The sequence below is a fragment of the Arthrobacter sp. UYCu723 genome (genome assembly GCF_054059215.1).
The window spans coordinates 445564-463146 of record NZ_JBSSBW010000001.1 but is presented as its reverse complement, the minus strand read 5'-3'; the positions used below and the strand labels follow the sequence as shown (position 1 = coordinate 463146).

19 protein-coding genes are annotated in these 17583 nt (G+C 67.2%); 9 read left to right on the top strand and 10 right to left on the bottom strand.

Annotated elements, in window-relative coordinates; translation table 11 throughout:
- Positions 1-40 precede the first annotated feature (40 nt).
- Positions 41-535, bottom strand: a complete 495-nt coding sequence (gene greA / locus ACVWZ8_RS02060) for a transcription elongation factor GreA (RefSeq protein ID WP_426976525.1) — start codon at positions 533-535, stop codon at positions 41-43.
- Positions 536-714: 179 nt separating this feature from the next.
- A complete protein-coding gene (locus tag ACVWZ8_RS02055) occupies positions 715-1173 on the bottom strand; it encodes a DUF4307 domain-containing protein (protein ID WP_426976526.1) in 459 nt (152 codons plus the stop codon).
- Positions 1174-1310: 137 nt separating this feature from the next.
- Here ACVWZ8_RS02055 and mca point away from each other — a divergent pair, with 137 nt between their 5' ends.
- The 4 genes from mca to ACVWZ8_RS02035 all read left to right on the top strand — a co-directional run bounded on the left by mca (position 1311) and on the right by ACVWZ8_RS02035 (position 5444).
- Positions 1311-2216, top strand: coding sequence for a mycothiol conjugate amidase Mca (mca, locus tag ACVWZ8_RS02050; protein WP_456503632.1), 906 nt, complete (start codon positions 1311-1313; stop codon positions 2214-2216).
- Between the two features lie 156 nt (positions 2217-2372).
- Positions 2373-2726 (top strand): hypothetical protein, encoded by a 354-nt coding sequence (locus ACVWZ8_RS02045; RefSeq protein WP_456503631.1) that lies wholly within the window; start codon positions 2373-2375, stop codon positions 2724-2726.
- Positions 2704-5004: a thioredoxin domain-containing protein gene (locus ACVWZ8_RS02040; protein ID WP_456503630.1), complete on the top strand. Its 2301-nt coding sequence runs from the start codon at positions 2704-2706 to the stop codon at positions 5002-5004. The genes ACVWZ8_RS02045 and ACVWZ8_RS02040 overlap by 23 nt, the downstream gene beginning before the upstream one ends.
- A complete protein-coding gene (locus ACVWZ8_RS02035; protein WP_426976530.1) occupies positions 5001-5444 on the top strand; it encodes an HAD-IA family hydrolase in 444 nt (147 codons plus the stop codon). The genes ACVWZ8_RS02040 and ACVWZ8_RS02035 overlap by 4 nt, the downstream gene beginning before the upstream one ends.
- 52 nt (positions 5445-5496) lie before the next feature.
- Here ACVWZ8_RS02035 and trhA read toward each other — a convergent pair whose 3' ends face one another.
- Entirely contained in the window at positions 5497-6216 is a 720-nt protein-coding gene (gene trhA / locus ACVWZ8_RS02030) for a PAQR family membrane homeostasis protein TrhA (RefSeq protein WP_426976531.1), read from the bottom strand.
- A gap of 151 nt (positions 6217-6367) precedes the next feature.
- On the opposite strand from trhA, the gene ACVWZ8_RS02025 reads away from it, so the two are divergent.
- Entirely contained in the window at positions 6368-7129 is a 762-nt protein-coding gene (locus ACVWZ8_RS02025; protein ID WP_426979830.1) for an isoprenyl transferase, read from the top strand.
- 230 nt (positions 7130-7359) lie between these two features.
- Positions 7360-8802, top strand: coding sequence for a PhoH family protein (locus ACVWZ8_RS02020; protein ID WP_456503629.1), 1443 nt, complete (start codon positions 7360-7362; stop codon positions 8800-8802).
- A gap of 54 nt (positions 8803-8856) precedes the next feature.
- Here ACVWZ8_RS02020 and lepB read toward each other — a convergent pair whose 3' ends face one another.
- The 5 genes from lepB to ACVWZ8_RS01995 all read right to left on the bottom strand — a co-directional run bounded on the left by lepB (position 8857) and on the right by ACVWZ8_RS01995 (position 13168).
- Entirely contained in the window at positions 8857-9342 is a 486-nt protein-coding gene (gene lepB, locus ACVWZ8_RS02015; RefSeq protein ID WP_456503628.1) for a signal peptidase I, read from the bottom strand.
- Positions 9343-9347: 5 nt separating this feature from the next.
- Entirely contained in the window at positions 9348-10946 is a 1599-nt protein-coding gene (locus tag ACVWZ8_RS02010) for a multicopper oxidase family protein (RefSeq protein WP_456503627.1), read from the bottom strand.
- A gap of 114 nt (positions 10947-11060) precedes the next feature.
- Positions 11061-11591 carry a hypothetical protein gene (locus ACVWZ8_RS02005; RefSeq protein ID WP_456503626.1) on the bottom strand — a complete coding sequence of 177 codons (531 nt, stop codon included), beginning with the start codon at positions 11589-11591 and terminating at the stop codon, positions 11061-11063.
- 68 nt (positions 11592-11659) lie between these two features.
- Positions 11660-12310 (bottom strand): GNAT family N-acetyltransferase, encoded by a 651-nt coding sequence (locus ACVWZ8_RS02000; protein ID WP_456503625.1) that lies wholly within the window; start codon positions 12308-12310, stop codon positions 11660-11662.
- A 36-nt stretch (positions 12311-12346) separates the two neighbouring features.
- Positions 12347-13168: a hypothetical protein gene (locus tag ACVWZ8_RS01995; protein WP_426976537.1), complete on the bottom strand. Its 822-nt coding sequence runs from the start codon at positions 13166-13168 to the stop codon at positions 12347-12349.
- A 59-nt stretch (positions 13169-13227) separates the two neighbouring features.
- Here ACVWZ8_RS01995 and ACVWZ8_RS01990 point away from each other — a divergent pair, with 59 nt between their 5' ends.
- The 3 genes from ACVWZ8_RS01990 (at position 13228) to ACVWZ8_RS01980 (ending at position 15078) form a co-directional block, all read left to right on the top strand.
- Positions 13228-13803, top strand: a complete 576-nt coding sequence (locus ACVWZ8_RS01990) for a prepilin peptidase (RefSeq protein ID WP_456503624.1) — start codon at positions 13228-13230, stop codon at positions 13801-13803.
- 113 nt (positions 13804-13916) lie between these two features.
- Complete coding sequence (locus tag ACVWZ8_RS01985) at positions 13917-14555, top strand: META domain-containing protein (RefSeq protein ID WP_456503623.1); 639 nt, start codon at positions 13917-13919, stop codon at positions 14553-14555.
- 52 nt (positions 14556-14607) lie between these two features.
- Positions 14608-15078 (top strand): NUDIX hydrolase, encoded by a 471-nt coding sequence (locus tag ACVWZ8_RS01980; RefSeq protein ID WP_456503622.1) that lies wholly within the window; start codon positions 14608-14610, stop codon positions 15076-15078.
- Between the two features lie 114 nt (positions 15079-15192).
- On the opposite strand, the gene ACVWZ8_RS01975 is transcribed toward ACVWZ8_RS01980, so the two are convergent.
- Both ACVWZ8_RS01975 and ACVWZ8_RS01970 read right to left on the bottom strand, forming a co-directional pair.
- On the bottom strand, positions 15193-16878 hold the full coding sequence (locus tag ACVWZ8_RS01975; protein WP_456503621.1) for an MDR family MFS transporter: 1686 nt from the start codon (positions 16876-16878) through the stop codon (positions 15193-15195).
- A complete protein-coding gene (locus ACVWZ8_RS01970) occupies positions 16875-17546 on the bottom strand; it encodes a TetR/AcrR family transcriptional regulator (RefSeq protein WP_426976541.1) in 672 nt (223 codons plus the stop codon). The genes ACVWZ8_RS01975 and ACVWZ8_RS01970 overlap by 4 nt, the downstream gene beginning before the upstream one ends.
- Positions 17547-17583 lie beyond the last annotated feature (37 nt).

The following is a 17583-nucleotide window of genomic DNA, read 5'->3' as shown; positions in this document are numbered from 1 at the left end:
GCGTTAAGGTATTCCGCCGCTGGGCGGCATGCCCGAGTGCTTAGCCGACGTACGGCTTGGCGGACATGATCTCCACCGTGATGTCCTTGCCGTTCGGGGCGGTGTAGCTGAGCTTGTCGCCCTCCTTGTGGCCGACGATCGCGGCGCCCAGCGGGGACTTCTCGCTGAAGACGTTGAGGTCGGAATCGCCGGCGATCTCGCGGGAGCCGAGCAGGAAGCTTTCCTCATCGCCCGCGATCCTGGCGACAACAATCATTCCGGGCTCCACGATGCCGTCGTCAGCCGGCGACTCGCCGACGTGGGCGTCCCGGAGCAGGGCGGTGAGCTGGCGGATGCGGGCCTCGATCTTGCCCTGCTCCTCCTTGGCCGCGTGGTAGCCACCGTTCTCCTTGAGGTCGCCTTCCTGCCGGGCAGCTTCGATCTTCTGAACGATTTCCGCCCGGCCGGGGCCGGAGAGGTGGTCCAGCTGTGCCTTCAGGCGGTCAAAAGCTTCCTGGGTGAGCCAAGCTGCCGTTGCGCTGTTGGGGGTAGACACGGACTTCTCCTTTTTGTGGTCAAACAAGCAAAGACCCCGCCACGGTGGCCACTTATGGAACTCAGTAACCAGCTCAGCGGGGGAAAGGTATTAATCCATTGTAGTCAATCCTGTGGATAAACCAAAGAACACTGCGGTGTGGATCACACCGTGTTACGGCCGGCCGGCCCGCTGCCGGGCTATTTGGCGGCGCCGGGAATCCAGCAACTGTCGATGACGCCGGAAACGGCCTGGGATTCGGTGCGGACGATCGCACGGTGCACGGTGGTACGGCCGCCGTCGGTGCCGGCGTCGGCAGCGTTGGGTCCGACGTCGACCACCTTCCAGCCGACCACGGCGAACTTGGCATCCAGTGCCTTGAGGGCGCATTTAGCGTCCGTGGCCGGGTCCTTGGTGACCTGGAAATCGATTTCGGTGAGGGTGGCGTCCGGAGTGCTGTAGCCGATGTCCTTGAAGCTCACCGACGCGGTGGCAGACGAGGTCGAGATCCAGGCCATGAAACCGATCCCCACCGCGAGGGCAGCAATCAGGATGTTGCGTTTGGCCTTGCCGGTCAGCGCGCGCTTTTGGCCGCCGTAACGATTGGCTAGGCTGGTAGATGCCGGCGCGGGCGCGGCAGGCTGATCCTCGGAAGTCACCAGTCCAGTTTAGTGTGGATCGGGACGGGGATTTTCCGGGCCGAGGATCCGGCCCGATCCCATTGCAAGATGACCCGTGTAAGTAGTCCCGAATCCGAAGACCTGTAGAAACCTGTAGAAAGAGGAGCCGTCCCACGATGACAGCGTCCCCCAGCCCGTCAGCGCCGCTCCGACTGCTGGCTGTCCATGCTCATCCCGACGACGAATCGAGCAAGGGCGCCGCCACCATGGCCATGTACGCGGCGGCCGGCATCGACGTCCTCGTGGCGACCTGCACCGACGGCTCCCGCGGTGATATCCAGAATCCCGCGATGGAGGGCGAGCCACACCCCAAACGCGACATGGCCGGAGCCCGCAGGCTCGAAATGAACCGCGCGGCCGAGGTCCTCGGCGTCCGGCAGCGCTGGCTGGGCTTCGTGGACTCCGGACTGCCGGAGGGCGATCCGCTGCCGCCCATGCCGGTGGGCTCCTTCGCCACGCAGCCCCTTGAGCGGGCCGCCGCCCCCTTGGTGCGCCTGATCCGGGAGTTCAAGCCGCAGGTCATCCTCAGCTACGACGAGAACGGCGGCTATCCGCACCCGGACCACATCATGGCGCACCGCGTGGCGGTCGAAGCCTTCGAGGCCGCGGGCGATCCGGCCCGTTATCCGGGAACCGGTGCGGCCTGGGCGCCGAGCAAGCTCTACTACGACCGCGCCTTCAGCCCCGAACGTTTCCGCGCCCTGCACTTCGCGCTGCAGGAATCCGGCCTCCAGTCGCCCTACGCCGAGCGGATGGCCGCCTGGCTCGAGGCCGATGCGGAAGGACACACCCCACCCGCGCCTACTCACGCCACGACCACCCAGATCGAGTGCGGGGACTTCTTCGAGGCGCGGGATGAGGCCTTGCGCGCACACCGCACCCAGGTGGATCCGGAAGGCTTCTTCTTCGCCGTGTCGCCGGCGATGCAGCGCCGCGTCTGGCCGTGGGAGGATTACTCGCTGATCCAGGCCAGGATCCCGGTGGACCTGCCTGAACAGGACTTCTTCGCCGGGCTAAGATAGAGCCAGAAGGCCAATTCTATGCCGTGTAGAACTATGACGTTTACGTGTCATCCAGAAGCGGTTCAGAAGCGGTTCAGAAGCAGCCATTCAGAAGTAGCCCCGCAGGAACGGCCCCGGCGTCGGGGCCGCCGTCAGTCCCCACAGAAGGTTCTCACCGTGCATTCCTTGCTCATCGCCCTGGCAACATCACCGGCGCCTGCTCCTTCGCCGTCGCTGCGCCCGGGACTGTCCCAGGACCAGGTGACGCCCGGCCTGCTGGGCTTCCTGCTGACCGCGTTCATCGTGGTGCTGACCGCGCTGCTGATTGTGGACATGGTGCGGCGCATCCGCCGGGTACGCTACCGTGCGCAGGTGGAGGAAGAACGCGCGGCACCCGAAGAAGCGGCGCTGAACAACGGTGACGCCCCGGCGTCCCCGCTTGCCGGTGGCCTGTTCCCGGACCACGGTCCTTCCGGCGCTGCCGGCACCCGCCCGGAAGCCAACGGTGATGCGGGACCCGGAAACCGCTGACGGCGGAACGCCGCGGACCTTCCCCGAGGCTGCCAATGCCCTGGGGGCAGAGCCCTCTGCCTATCTCCGGCAGCATGCCGGCAACCCAGTCCACTGGCGCCCGTTCGGCGACGAGGCCTTTGCCTTCGCCGCGGCCCGCGACGTCCCGGTGTTCCTCTCCATCGGGTACGCGGCCTGCCACTGGTGCCATGTCATGGCGCACGAATCGTTTGAGGACCAGGCCAGCGCGGACTTCCTGAACGCCAACTTCGTGGCCGTGAAGGTGGACCGGGAAGAGCGGCCCGACGTCGACGCCGTCTATATGGCCGCCACCCAGGCCATCACCGGTGAAGGCGGCTGGCCGATGTCCGTCTTCCTCCTGCCCGACGGCCGCGCCTTCCATGCCGGCACCTATTTTCCGCCCCGGCCGCTGCCGGGCAGGCCGTCCTTCCGTCAGGTCCTCGAGGCTGTGGTCGATGCCTGGCACGAGCGCCGCGACGCGCTGGTACAGAATGCCGACACCCTGGCCCGCGGCCTCGCAGCCTCGCAGCCCGGCTCCGCGGTGCGGCTGGACCGCCCACCAGAGCCCATCGGCGCAGCCCTGCTGTCCGAGGCCGTGGAGTCACTGGCGGCCTCGGAAGACCCGTCCCACGGCGGCTTCGGCACCGCGCCGAAGTTCCCGCCGTCGCCGGTCCTGGAATTCCTGATCCGGCACGCCGCCGTGCCCTCGACCGCCGTGCCGCCGAACGCCGTGGGATCCGGAACCGCCGACTCGGCCCGGGAGATGGCGGGCCGCACCCTGGCCGCGATGTCCCGTTCGGCCTTGTTCGACCAGCTCGACGGCGGCTTCGCACGCTACTCCGTGACGCGCGACTGGTCCGTCCCGCACTTCGAGAAAATGCTCTACGACAATGCCCAGCTGCTGCGGCTCTACGTCCACTGGGTGCGGCTCGGCGGCACGGCGGGGTACCCGCCCGCGGAAGCCGCCGATGTGGCCGGCCGCACCGCCGACTGGCTCCTCGCGTCGCTGGGTCTGACAGCTGCGCCTGGTCTGAGAGCTGCGCCTGGTCCGGCAGCGCCGCAGGGACAGGCGACGGCTGATGCCGGCCGCGGGGTAATTCCGGACGCCCTGGCCTCCTCCCTCGACGCCGACACCGTGGTGGACGGAGTCCACACCGAGGGCGCCAGCTATCTGTGGACCCCCGCGGAACTGGCCGGGCTGCTGGGACCGGGCGACGGCGCCGCTGTCGCCCGGCTGATGAACGTGAAGGCCCACGGCACCGTGACCGCCGGAGAATCCCCGCTGCACCCCGCGCGGGAGTTCAGTGCGGAGGACGCCGTGCTCTGGCAGCGGGTGCGGCCGGCACTGCTCGGCGCGCGTTCACGCCGGCCGCAGCCGGCCCGGGACGACAAGGTAGTAGCGGGCTGGAACGGGCTGGCCGTCGCGGCGCTTGCCGAAGCCGGCGCCGTGCTGGAACGGCCCGCGCTGGTGGCGGCCGCGGAACGGATCGCGGCGTACCTTGAACGGGTGCACTGGAGCGCAGGCGCCGAGGGGACCCCGGGCAGCCTGGTGCGGGTCTCGCATGACGGCGCCGCCCGGGGCATCGGTGGCCTCCTGGAGGACTACGCTTTCTGCGCCGAGGGACTGCTCGCGCTGCACTCCGTCACCGGCCGGACGCGCTGGTACCGGCTGGCCGAGGACATCCTGGCTGCTGCCTGCGCCCGGTTCGTCACGGAAGGCGCCCTGCAGGACACCGCAGGAGAGTCGGAACAGGTGTTCAACGCCCAGGGCCGCAGGGCAGCGCTGGATCCCTTCGACAACGCCGCCCCCAGCGGCGCGGCCGCCTTCGCCGGCGCGCTGCTCTCCTACTCCGCCCTGTCCGGCTCCAGCAAACACCGGGCACTGGCCGGTAAAATCCTCGGCCTGCTGCCGCCGCTGGCGGTCCGGGCGCCCCGGGCTGCCGGCTGGCTGCTGGCGACGGCCCAGGCAGCGCTCGCCGGTCCGGTGGAGGCAGCGGTCACCGGCCCGGACACGCCGGAGCGTGCCGCACTGCACCGGGAGCTGCTGCTCTCGCCGAGTCCCGGACTCGTGATTGCCGTCCAGGACACGACCCAGCCGGACACTACCGGGCCGGACACCGCCCAGCCGGACGCCGCGCCGGCCGTGCCGCTGTTGCGCGGCCGGGGACCCGCCCCGGACGGCTCGCCGCAGGTGTTCCTGTGCCGCGGGATGGTCTGCGAACTTCCCGTGGGTTCTGCCGCCCAGGTGCTGGCACGCCTCGCTAGCATGGCGGAATGACCTCTTTCAGCCGGCCGTCCCGGTGCGACTTCGAGCTTGTGGTGTTCGACTGCGACGGCGTCCTGGTGGACTCCGAAGTGATCGCTGTCCGGGTGGACCAGCGGGTGCTGGCGGACCTCGGCTGGGAGCTGGGGCTCGGGCAGACCGGTCTCCTGCACCGCTTCGAAGGAAGGATCTTCAGCGCCACTGAAGTCGCAAACGGCAAGCCGGCCCCGGATCTTTTCCTGCATGCCGCGGCTCGGCTCGGAACACCCCCGGAGCGGTGCGTCGTCGTCGAGGACAGCGCCTACGGGGTCCAGGCGGCGCGGGCGGCCGGGATGCATGTCCTGGCCTACGCCGGCGGCGTGACCCCGGCAGAGCGGCTGGCCGGCCCCGGCACCACGGTGTTCCACGATATGCGGCAGCTGCCGGAGCTGGTTGCCGCGGGACGTCCCGCCTGAGTTGGCCTCGTGAGGGAACCGCCCAGGCCCCCGGAACGGCCCAGTCCCGGGCTCAGCTCAGGACCGCGATGGCAATCGCGATGAAGTGCGCGGCAAAGGCGAAAACCGTGAGGGCATGGAACAGCTCGTGGAAACCGAAGTGCTCGTAGCTGAAATTCGGCTTCTTCAAGGCGTAGAAGACGGCCCCGGTGATGTAGAGGACGCCCCCGACGCAGATCAGCACGGCTGAGGCCACATTGGCGGCGAAGAAGTCCGGCAGGTAGAACAGGGAGCCGCAGCCCAGGGCGATGTAGATCGGCACGTAGAGCCAGCGCGGGGCGTGGGTCCACAGCAGCCGGAACAGCACGCCGAGGATGGCTCCGGACCAGATCACCCACAGCAGCAGTTCGGCCTTTGGCCGCTCCAGCAGGGCCCACGCCAGCGGCGTGTAGCTGCCGGCGATCACCAGCATGATGTTCGTATGGTCCAGCCGCTTCAGCACGATCTTAACGCCCGGGGACCAGTTCCCGCGGTGGTAGGTGGCGCTGATGCCGAACAGCAGGACCCCGGTGAAGGCATAGACGGCGGAGGCGATCTTCAGGTCCGGCGTCGGGGCCAGAATCACCAGCACGAGACCGGCTGCCAGCGCCAGCGGGGCCGTCACGGTGTGGATCCAGCCGCGCCATTTAGGCTTGATCATCAGCAGCTCGGCAAGCCGCACCGCGGCGTCGTCCACCGGGGTTCGACGTTCCGCCGGGCGCTCCGGCAGGGGCTCAGGACTGTTGCTTTCCATCCCGCCATAATATCCTACGGCTGAGTAAGTTACTGATCAGTAGCAGCTGCTTCGACGCGACATCGCGACTGCCCTGCACACGCCACCGCCCTCCGGCAGGTAGCCTAGGATGTGCACTGAAGTCGTACAAGGAAGCCAGGTGAATCTCCGGATGGAACTGCCCGGGTTCCTCTATGGCTTCTACGAGCGCAGGCTCCAGCGGTCCCTTGACCCGGGGCGGATCCCCAAACACATCGGCGTGATGGTGGACGGCAACCGGCGGTGGGCCCGCCAGTTCAACGCCCCGACAAGCCAGGGGCACCAGGCCGGGGCCGACAAGATCCACGAGTTCCTCGGCTGGTGCCAGGAGCTCGGCGTCAAGGTGGTCACGCTCTACATGCTCTCCACTGATAACATGAACCGCTCGGGCGAGGAACTCGACCTGCTGATGGGCATCATCGCCAACACCCTGGACCGGCTGGACGACGACGCCGACATTTCGGTCCACGCCATGGGGGCCCCGGAGCTGCTCCCGGACTATCTCGCCGAGCGGCTCAACAACCTCACGGCCCGCACTCCCGTGCGCGAGAAGATCCACGTCAATGTCGCCGTCGGCTACGGCGGACGGCGCGAGATCGTCGACGCCGTCCGTGAGCTGCTGCACGACGCCGTAGCCCGGGGCGCGGACATCGGGAAACTGGCCGACGAGCTCACCGTGGACGATATCTCGCGGTTCCTCTACACTCGCGGCCAGCCTGATCCGGACCTCGTGATCCGCACCTCGGGGGAGCAGCGGCTTTCCGGGTTCCTCATGTGGCAAAGCGCCTACAGCGAATTCTATTTTTGCGAAGCGCTGTGGCCCGCCTTCCGGAAGGTGGACTTCCTCCGTGCCCTGCGCGACTACGCCGGCAGGCAGCGCCGTTACGGCACCTGAGGCGTTCACCCCGAGTTCACAGGACCGCAACAAGAATCGCCGAAAAATAGGCGCGGGAATGCCGCGTTCGGGACGTACGTTAATCCCATCAGCAGGCAAACCGCCGGCTGATCGGGGAGGCCAACACGTGGAGCGGATATTCGCACCGGATGTATGGGAGGCCCGTCCGGCCTCCGGGCCGAGCCGCCTCACCAATAACAAATCCGGGCACGCCCGGGGCTGGAGTCGATGTGGCTAATTCTGAGCAACTGCCCGACGTCATTTCCGACCAGGGAGAGAAAGCTAGCTCTCGCGCCAAGCGAGCCACCACAAAGACCGGTGCAGCAGATTCTGACGCTGCGGCCGGTCTTGCTGTTTCCGGGGAAGAAACAGCAAGCGGAGCCCGGGCCCGGAGCTACGTGATCGACACCTCCGTACTGCTTTCGGACCCGCGGGCTATTCTGCGCTTCGCCGAGCACGAAGTTATCTTGCCAATCGTCGTCATCACCGAGCTCGAAGGCAAGCGGCACGATCCCGAACTCGGCTACTTCGCCCGCAAGGCGCTCCGTCTCCTCGATGACCTTCGGGTGGAGCACGGCGGACTGGACCGGCCCATCCCGCTCGGACACGACGGCGGCACGCTGATGGTGGAGCTGAACCACATCTCCGCAGAGGTGCTCCCCGCCGGCTTCCGCGGCGGGGACAACGACAGCCGGATCCTCGCCGTCGCCAAGAACCTCGCCAACGAGGGCCGGGACGTAACGGTGGTGTCCAAGGATCTGCCGATGCGCGTCAAGGCCTCTGCCATGGGGTTGCAGGCCGACGAATACCGCAACGAGCTCGTCAAGGACTCGGGCTGGACCGGGGTTGCCGAGATCGACGCCAGCGAGGAGGAAGTCTCCACGCTCTACGGCCACGAGCCGGTCTTCATCCCGGAAGCGGCCGAGATGCCGGCGAACACCGGACTGGTGCTGCATTCCAACCGGGGATCGGCACTGGGCCGGGTGGGGGCCGACAAGCAGGTCCGGCTCGTAAAGGGTGACCGCGACGTCTTCGGACTGCACGGGCGTTCCGCCGAACAGCGGCTCGCGATCGACCTGCTGATGGACGCTTCCGTCGGCATCGTCTCCCTCGGCGGGCGTGCGGGTACCGGCAAGTCCGCGCTCGCCCTGTGCGCTGGCCTGGAAGCCGTCCTGGAACGCCGGGAACACCGCAAGGTGATCGTCTTCCGGCCGCTCTACGCGGTGGGCGGCCAGGAGCTGGGCTACCTGCCCGGCTCCGAGGCGGAGAAGATGAACCCGTGGGCGCAGGCGGTCTTCGATACCCTCGGCGCGCTGGTCAGCCAGGAAGTCGTGGAGGAGGTCATGGACCGCGGCATGCTCGAGGTGATGCCGCTGACCCACATCCGGGGGCGTTCGCTGAATGACGCCTTTGTGATCGTGGACGAGGCGCAGTCCCTGGAGAAGAACGTGCTCCTCACGGTGATGAGCCGGATCGGCCAGAACTCCAAGATCGTCCTGACCCACGACGTCGCCCAGCGTGACAACCTGCGGGTCGGCCGGCACGACGGCGTGGCCGCCGTCGTCGAGACGCTCAAGGGCCACCCGCTCTTCGGCCACATCACGCTGACCCGCTCGGAGCGCTCGCCGATCGCGGCCTTGGTGACGGAGCTGCTGGAGGGGGCGGAGATCTAACTGTGTTGGCCTGGCCTGGCCTGCCGCTCGCCGTCGGCAGGCCAGGCCGGGGCTCTAGTTGCCGCCGGGAACGGTGCCGATGACCGCGGAGACGGGGATCGGTCCGAAGTCGCGGGAGTCGATGGATGTCTCCCGGTTGTCCCCGAGCACGAACAGCTCCCCGGGCGGTACGGCCACCCTGCCGAAGTAGACGCCGTCGATGGTCTTTTGGTCCACATAGGGTTCCGTTGCCGGCGTCCCGTCGACGTACAGCAGGCCGTCCAGGATCGAGACGGTCTGCCCTCCTTCCGCCACGACGCGCTTGAGTAGGATGCCGCCGTCCCGCCATCCGCCGCTGTCCGGTTCACGGAAGACGACCAGCTGTCCGGAATGGAGGTCCGCCACGTGCGGGGCGACCTTATTCAGCCAGACGACGCTGCCGGCCGCGATCGTGGGTTCCATGCTTCCGGAACTGACCGTGATCGGTTCAAGGACCCAGAGCCGGAGGCACAGCAACCCGCCCAGGCATACGGCCGCCGCGGCCAGGGTCCGGCGGTGCATGGTGATCAGCCCTGGACCGGATCAAAGACCGCCGGGGCCGCCGTGATCGGATCGTTCGGGTCGGCCTGGTCTGCGCGGAGGCCCACCCGGAACTGGAGCATCATGGCATGGTCCTCGTGGGTCAGGTTGTGGCAGTGCACCATGTACCGTCCGCGGTGGGGGCCGAACTGGACAAGCAGCCGGACGCTTTCTTCCTCGCCCACGTACACGACATCCTTGGGCCCCTTCTCATAGGCGAATGGGCGCTTCCCATTGCGGCTGAGGATCTGGAAGTCCACGAGGTGCAGGTGTATGGGGTGGAACCAGCCACCTGCGGTGTTTCGAAGCTCCCAGATTTCCACGGCGTTCAGGGCGGGCTCCGCCATGACCTTCTTGAAGCCGCTGGCGATGACGTCCTCCCAGGTCAAGTCATCGATGCTCCAGGTGTCGTCGTGGCGCTTGACCCGGAACTCGCGGGTCTTAGTGGCGGCAGCTGCCGTGAGGTCCATCGCATGGCTGGAGGCGAGTGTGGTCGGGATCCTGTTCCAGCTTGGATCCTTGGTGTCGACGGCATCGGCAACGACGTCGAACGCCATGATCTTGCCGGTGTTGTCGAAGTCGCGGTTGTTGTCGTTGGAAAGATTGCGGAGTTCGATCCGCGTGCCCGCCGCATACTTACGAAAATCAATCAGGACCTCATAACGCTCCGCATTTCCGTGGCGCCAGGATCCGACGGTCTGCGCGGCGGGCATCAGTCCGCCGTCGGTGGTGACCATGATGACGGGTTCCCCGTTGCTGAGGGTGAATCTGTAGGACCGCGAGACGGAGGCGTTGAGGATCCGGAAGCGGTAGACGCGCCGTTGGACCTTCATCACCGGCCAGGGCATTCCATTGACCAGGATGACGTCGCCCCACAGACCGGACTGGTCGCGGTCGTCAAACGCAAGCGAGCCGTTGGCTGCAAACATTGCGTCGCTGACGGTCAGCGGAATATCAAAGTTTCCCTGGGGAAGCAGGCCTTTCTCGACCGGATCGCTGATCAGGTACTGGGCGGCGAGTCCGGAGTAGACGTTCTGCGCGGTGAAATGAACGGCGTGATCGTGATACCAGAGGCTCCGCGCCGACTCGAAGTTCGGGTACTGGTAATCCTTGTAGAAGCCGGGCAGGGTGAGGTCATTCGCGTAGCCGTCGAACTGGGGAAGCGACGCGGAACCGTGCAGGTGCGTCGAGGTGGGCAGGGCATGGCCGAGGGTCGGGTGTTTGGCCGGCAGCTGGTTCCGCATGTGGACCACCGCCCGGGTGCCCTGGTCAATCCGGATGGTGGGCCCGGGGAAGATTCCGTTATAGCCGAGGATAGGCGTGGCCAGGCGGGGCAGTGTCCGCGCGTTGGCCAGCCTTTCCGTCACGGTGTAGTGCCGGGTCTTGACTCCGTTTGCGTCGACAGTGGTCTGGAACGCCAGCGGGGGCGGAATTGTCAGCGGCGTCCGGTACGGGCGGGGCATGTCGCTGTCACTGAGAGTGCTGGCAGATTTGGCACTGACACCCGAAATCGGGACGGTCACAATGCCTGCGCCGACCATTCCCAGCCCGCTGAAAAGAAGCGCCTGCCGCCGTGTTACGGACATGATGATCAGCCTTTCATCCGGTTACCCGGTTGTTCTTCCGCCAGAGTGGGCCATGGGACTTGGAATAACCTATGCCCGCGCCGCCAGGCCGATTGCGCGGCGGCCCGCGACTTGCTAGCCGCTGTGGTGTGCCAGGCCCAGGGACAGGCGGGAGTCCCCGGGGCCCTCCAGGACGAGGGCGACGGCCTTGTCCGGGACTTCGAAGACCAGGGTTTCGCCGAGTGATTCCCCCTGCCGCAGCCACATGTTCGACGCCGAGCTCCACACCGGCTGCGCCTTGAGGGAGCCGAGGCCGGACACCGAGAAATCGCGGGCATCCAGCTGCACGCCGCCGCTTTCCAGTGCGGTGATCCGGACCACGAGCCGCACCCTGTGGCTCCCCTCCGTCGGGTTGCCGGACAGTGAACCGCCGACGCCGGCCGGGGCCCAGCCGTCGACTTCCAGCGGGACGATTTCGCTGATGCTTGCCATGCCTCCCGGAACGATAGCCGAAGCGCCCAGTGGAACACTGGGCTCCGGTTTGGCCGTGAGGAACAGGTATGCCAGCGCGATCGCCAGGGCGCACAGCAGCGTGAGGGGGATCAGCAGGGCCCGCCGCCGTCCGGTGGACGGGCGGGGCCTGGTCTCGATCGCTGGGCCGGACATGCGGTCATTCAACCCCGGGCAACTTCGGAAAAGCCTGTGCCCGCTTTCCCCGGGCGGGCCCGCCCTCGCTAGCTGCCGATGCCCAGGTATTTTGCGGTTGGCTCGTGTCCCTGGACTTCCAGAGTCCAGTCGGGGCGTTTGAACGACTGGGGCGTGAGGCGGACTTTCTGGACGTCCTGCGCCTTGCCGCCCCAGGCGGCGCGGGTGACGCCGTTGAGTTCGTAGCCGAGGGAACGCGAGACGCCGAGGGACTGCTGATTCCACGCTGCGGCCTCGGATTCCGCGACCTCTGCGCCGAGGTGGTCGAAGGCGTACTGGGCGACGGCGGCGCGCATCTCCGTGCCGAGTCCCTGGCCTTGGGCGCTTTGGCGGAGCCAGGAGCCGGTGGTGACCGTCTTCAGGGTAGCGAAGTCCTTGGCCGCGACGTCCTGGCAGCCGATGAACTCGCCGTCGTGCCAAATCCCCAGCAGCAGCGTCCATTCTTCCGGGGACATGCCTCCACGGCAACGCCAGTACCACTGCGCCATATTCGGGCCGAGTTCGTGTGCCGGGGCTTCGGTCCAGGGGTTGCTGAAGGGCCTGCGGCCCGGTTCATGGATGCCGCTGAGGGCCGCTTTGACTGCCGCCGGAATCTCCTCGTCGCGGATGGGCCGGAGTTCCAAACGGGGCGTGGTCAGTGTGAGGCCGAAAGGCGGCCAGTAGGGGGCGAGTTCAGTCATCCCGGAAGCCTAACGGCGCGGGGCTGCGGCTGCCAGTCACACGCCCGGCGACACGTCCCAGCTGATGTGCCGGCGCACATCGGTGAGGTTCATGGATTCGGCGAGGAACAGATCGTCCAGCATGTACTCGTCTACGGCCAGGATCCGCATCCAGTGGCCATAGCCGTCCGAGTCATCCTCAAGCCAGCGGCTCGAGACGCAGACGCCGGTGCCGGCGTCGATCCTTACCAGGGTGCGTCCCGGCCGGCAGAGCGGCGCGTCCGGGTCCGCCGGGCGGTAACCGGCATTGGGCGTGACTGTGGTTTCAAGTGCGGGACGGCCCTCATGGTCCACGTCGGTGATGGCGCCCAGTTCCACGGCGTTGGAGTTGGGGAACTCAAGGGGGACCGGGGCGTTGCCAGCCAGCTCAACAGGGTCCAGGGCGGCGCCGAATCGGCCGTTGCCGAAGCAAGGCTCGCCGTAGGCCGCTTCAGGCCGGCGCCGGACCAGGCCACCGTCATCGTAGACCGGGGTGACGAGTTGCGGCGGCAGCAGCCACGACTTCCGCGTGGAACTGACGTAGAACACGTCGCGGGAATCATTGATGCCCGTGGTGCTGTGGAGGACAAGACCGTCGGCGGTCTCGAGCCGCAGGGCTCCAGGACGCCGCAGCCACGCGCGGACCAGGTCGGGAGCGCCGCCAGCGGCCTCGCCGGACGTCTCCGCGTCGGAACCGGGCAGCGGCCGGTCCAGGTACTCGAACCGCAGCGACTGCCACTTCCACGGCGAGGAACGGCACAGGTTTCGGAAGGCGGCCTGCTCCGCCGGCCCTCCGGGCGTGCGCGGCCCGGGCCGGATCCTGCTGTCCCATGCGGCCATATCCACAGTTTACGCGCGGGCCCGGCCACGGCTGCCGCAAAATCCCGTAGCATCCGAGGGTGATCCAACTGCTCGGGAACCTCGTTCAAGCGGCCCCGCTGGCCTTCTGGCTGGTGGCGGCTGCCTGCGCCTACTTTGCGCTGATGGCCGTGCGGCTCGCCGTGATCGACATCCGGTACCACCTGCTGCCGAACCGGATCGTTTTTCCCTCCTATGCAGTGGCCGGTGTCCTCCTGCTCGGCGCGGCAGCCAGCACCGCTTTCCTGGGCGTGCCGGCAACGGATGTCACGCCGGACGTCACCCCGGACGGCGCGGCCGGCCTGTTCGGCGTGCCGGGACTGCGCATTGTCGCCGGGGGAGCGGTGTTGTGGCTGTTCTATTTCCTGTTGCGGGCCCTCTACCCGCCGGGCATGGGTTTTGGCGACGTCAAGCTTGCCGGCGTCCTGGGGATGTATCTGGGCTTCCTCGGTTGGCCTCATGTCTTCGCCGGCACCATTGCCGCGTTCCTTTTGGGGGGATTGTGGAGCCTGGGCCTGTTGGCGTTGCGGCGCGGCACCCTGAAATCGAGCATCCCTTTCGGGCCGTTCATGCTGGCCGGCACGGCCGCAGCCATGGTGCTGCTGCCTGCCGCCTGACGCCTCGGCCAACTCACTCCCGGACGTCTTCCTTGTGCACCACGGGAGGCAACGGGCAAACTGGGCTCAACAATGCGGGTGGCCGCAATCGGACACCAATCGACGGGGGAGCCATGGCAGGATCACGGGGGCGCACCACGGGCGAGCGCGGCAAGCTGCGTCAGGTCCTGATCCTTTTTTGGCTGGTGGCCGCCCTTGGCGGCTGCGGAGGGTTGCCGGGGGATCCGGCTCCCAGCCCGCCGGAACCCATGCGCCCGGGAGGCTCCCCACCAGCGGTTCCGGGTGCTACGCCCGGATCCTCCGCTCCGGACTTGACGTCGGGTTCCAGGTCTCCGGTGGTCACAGCGTCCTCCACTCCCGGTCCGCAGACCCCCTATTGCGAGGGCGGCCCGTTGGGTTGCAGAATCTACCGCTCAGTCGGTGGGCGGGACGGTTCGGGTGAGCTTGGCTGGCTGAGGACGCAGCCGCTGGAAGTGTCGAGTGTGTTCGTTAACGGAACGTGGACGATTGGAGTCAAGACCCCGTGCAACCATCTGGGTGTCGAGGTGGATGTGCGGGCCGGTCAGTTGATCCCGGGCCGGACCATCTCGACAGCCATGGGCTGCCTCGGCCCTGAAAGCGGATACGAAGATTGGGCCATGCAGCTTTTTCGGCAGCCCGTCGACTGGGAACTGGACGGCGCCTCACTCATCCTCCGGAATGGACACGGGACTGTGGAATTCGACGACGCCGGCCCAAACACCCAGCTGTAGTTTCCGTGCCGCACGGCCTCGCGGCAGCGCTTCCGGCGGTTAGGCTGGCGGCATGGCTACCCCCGGCTTCATCCGCAGGCTCCGCGAAAAGATCGGCCACGAGATGCTCTGGCTTCCGGCCGTTCGGGGAGTGGTAATTGACGACGCCGGCCGGGTGCTGCTCGGCCAGCGCGCCGACAACGGCCAGTGGGGCCTGATCACCGGAATCCTGGAACCGGGAGAGGAGCCTTCGCCGGGTCTGCTGCGCGAGATCCTGGAGGAGACCGGCGTGGTGGCCCTTGCGGAGCGACTCGTCGCGGTGGACGCGGCGGGCCCGGTGACATACCCGAACGGCGATTTGTGCCACTTTCTTACCCTGGTTTTCCGCTGCCGGCACCTCTCCGGTGAGGCGATGGTCAATGACGACGAATCCCTCGCCGTGGGTTGGTTCCGTCCCGAGGAGTTCCCGGAGCTGACGCCCGGTCACCTCGAGTCGGTCCGGCAGGCGATGGAACCGGATGGTGCCGCCCACTTCCTGCGATGATGCGTTCCCGCCGAGTAAACCGGCCGTGGACCGACACAGGGAGCCGCACCCACCAACAGTGCGGCGTCCCTGCATGTGGCGTGGCGCCGAGCCGGGCGGCCCAGCTCCGCAGCTTTAGCCGCGCGGGCGCGTCAGCCCGGCGTCGTCCGCGGAAGCCGAAGCCTCAGCGTCCTTGGCGGCCGCGCAGTCCTGGTGGGCGTGGCGTTCGGCTTCCAGCCGCTCGGCCTCTTCGCCCCCCACTGCCTCGCCGCGGGCCACCATTCCGGCGGTGTCCGATAGCGGGATCTGCTTGAGGGTCAGTGCCAGGACCAGGGCGATCGCGAGGAAGGGCAGCAGGTACCAGAACACGGGCGCCAGCGAATCCGCGTAGGCACCGACGATGGCATCCTTGAGCTGGCCCGGGAGCCGGCTGAGGGCCTGCGGGTCCAACGTCCGGGTGGACTGTGAGGCCTGCTCGGCGGAGGCGCCGGCGCCCGTGAACGCCTTGGCCAGGGACTCGGACAGCCGGGCGGTGAAGATGGATCCGAAGACCGCGACGCCGAGGGAGGCGCCGACTTCGCGGAAGTAGTTGTTCGTGCTGGTGGCCGTGCCGATCTGCTCGGCCGGCACGGAGTTCTGCACCACCAGGACGATCACCTGCATGATCGAACCGAGACCGGCGCCGAACACCAGCAGCTGAACACAGATGACCCAGAGGGGGGTCGCCGCGGTAAGCGTGGTCAGCCAAAGCATCGCGGCGATGGTCAGGGCAGCCCCGAGGATCGGGAACAGCCGGTACTTGCCGGTTTTGGAAATGCGGATACCGGAAAAGATGGCCATGCCCATCAGTCCCGCCATCATGGGCAGCATCAGCAAACCGGACTCCGCGGCGGATGTGCCGGAGGACATCTGCAGGAAGGTGGGGACAAAGGCGATCGCGGCGAACATACCGAGGCCCAGGGTGAAGCCGATCGCCGTGGAGTTCACGAAGATCCGGTTCTTGAACAGGCTCAGCGGGATGATCGGATCCTCGGCACTGCGCTCAACCAGCACGAAGGCGGCGGCGGCCAGCACCGTGCCGGCGCCGAAGGCCCAGGTCAGCGGCGAATCCCAGCCTTCGTCCTTCTTGCCCCCGAAGTCCGTGAAGAAGATCAGGCAGGTGGTGGCTGCGGAGAGCAGCAGCACGCCGAGGACGTCGATGCGCTTCTCGGCCTTCTTGTTTGGCAGCGTGAGGGTGAACCACGCGATGGCGAACGCCGCGACGCCGATCGGGATGTTGATGTAGAAGGCCCATTCCCAGGTCAGGTGGTCCACGAAGTAGCCGCCCAGCAGGGGGCCGGCAACGGCAGAGAGACCGAAGATCGCGCCCAGCGGGCCCATGTATTTGCCGCGGTCCTTGGCCGGAACGATGTCCGCGATGATGGCCTGCGAGAGGATCATGAGGCCGCCGCCGCCCAGGCCCTGGACGGCGCGGAAGATCACGAAGCCCCAGAAATCGGTGGCGAAGGCGCAGCCGAGCGAAGCCAGGGTGAACAGCGCGATAGCGACGAGAAACAGGTTGCGGCGGCCCAGGATGTCACCGAACTTGCCGTAGATGGGCATCACGATGGTGGTGGCCAGCAGGTAGGCGGTGGTGATCCAGGCCTGGTGCTCGACTCCGCCGAGTTTGCCGACGATGGTGGGCATGGCAGTGGAGACGATCGTCTGGTCCAGGCTGGAGAGCAGCATGCCGGCGATGAGGGCGGAGAAAATGATCCAGATGCGTTTCTGGGTCAGCAGCAGCGGTTCGGCTGCCGGTTTGGGGCTGACGGCGGTGCTCATTGCGTTCCTTCGGGGGAAGTTGAGGGGGAAAGTTCAAAAGGCAGCGAAAAGAGGGTGCGTGCGGCTCCGACGTTCTCGAGCAGCATGTCCTTGTACGGGCGCGTGTTGCCTTCGGAGAAGTAAGCGGCGCTGGTCTTGCGGGCGATGGTGCCCAGGAGGACCACCGCCATGCGCACCACGGGGTGGTCAGGCGGGACGCCCTCCCGGGCGGAGAGCATCCGGGCGAACTCGGCCTCGCGCTCTTCGGAAGCGCCGATGATCCGCAGCATCAGCTGGGGTTCCTTCTGGATGACGCCGATCAGCTGGCGGGTCTCTTCCTCCGAGGCGCTCATCTGTTCGGACAAGCGGAGCGTCAGTGCCACCAGATCCCGGAAAAGGGTGGAGGAAATCTCCCCGCCCGGGGAACCCGCGCCGCCCCGGATGAAGTCCTCGAAAATTTCGGCCGGGAGTTCGTCGTCGACGTGCCCGATAATCGCGTCTTCCTTGGAACGGAAGTAGTTGAAGAAGGTGCGGCGGGAGATGCCCGCCCGTCCGCAGACTTCCTCCACGGTGTAGCCGTTGAGACCGCGCTCGGCCGTCAGGGACCGCGCGACGGCGGTGATGGCCGCACGCGTCGCGGCGCGCTTGCGCTCGCGGAGGCCGCCCTCGATATTTGCACTGTGACTCATAAAGTGTATTTTTGCACTGAAGTGACATAAGTGCAAA